Consider the following 647-nt stretch of genomic DNA (forward strand, 5'->3'; position numbering starts at 1 on the left):
TTCCGCCCGACCTTCGGCCTGCTCGCGCCGCAGCCCTGGGCGCCGCTCGCCGATGCCGAATGGGCCGCCCTCCGGCCCTTTCTCGCCGAGCACGGCTGCGGCGTCTCGGACCACCCCCGCGCCGGCCGGCCGATGCTCGATGCCCGCGCCCGGCTGGACGCGATCTTCCGCGCCGTGACCCTCAAGCGACCCCGCCCGCAGGGCGGCGGCCGGGCCGCCTGGAACCAGCTGCCGCCCGGGTTCGGCAAGGCCGACACCGTGTCGCGCACCTATCGCCGCTGGTGCGCGGCCGACCTCTGGATGCGGCTGCTGCAGGCGGTGGGCGCCGAGGACTGCCCCGCGGTCCTGGCCCGCCTCGCGCACCGGATCTGCTGCGCCTTCCGGCGGGGGATCCGGCTGATGGGCCTCAGGGCGATCGTCCTGGCGCGGCGGCTGCGGCTCTACAGCGCGCTGCCGGCGCCCTCCTTCTGGCTGCCCGATCCGGATTTGTCCGAGATCTACATGCCGGTGATCCTGCGGCTGCTGCGGCATGCCAGGGACCACTGGGGCCGGCGATTGGGGGCCGCCAACCTCCGCCTGATCGCCTCCATGCACCGCGCCATGGGCGGGCGCGCCCGCATCGCCGGCTGGATGGAGCCGCCGTGAGC

The 647-nt window shown here is 75.7% G+C and carries 1 protein-coding gene; it reads left to right on the plus strand.

Translation table 11 applies throughout. From position 1 onward, the window contains the following. Positions 1-645: transposase (locus E2C06_RS36855; protein ID WP_133293432.1), on the plus strand; the 645-nt coding region annotated here is incomplete at its 5' end. Positions 646-647: the final 2 nt, after the last annotated feature.

It is taken from the genome of Dankookia rubra, from assembly GCF_004355005.1.
GTDB classification, from domain to species: Bacteria; Pseudomonadota; Alphaproteobacteria; order Acetobacterales; family Acetobacteraceae; genus Paracraurococcus; species Paracraurococcus ruber_A.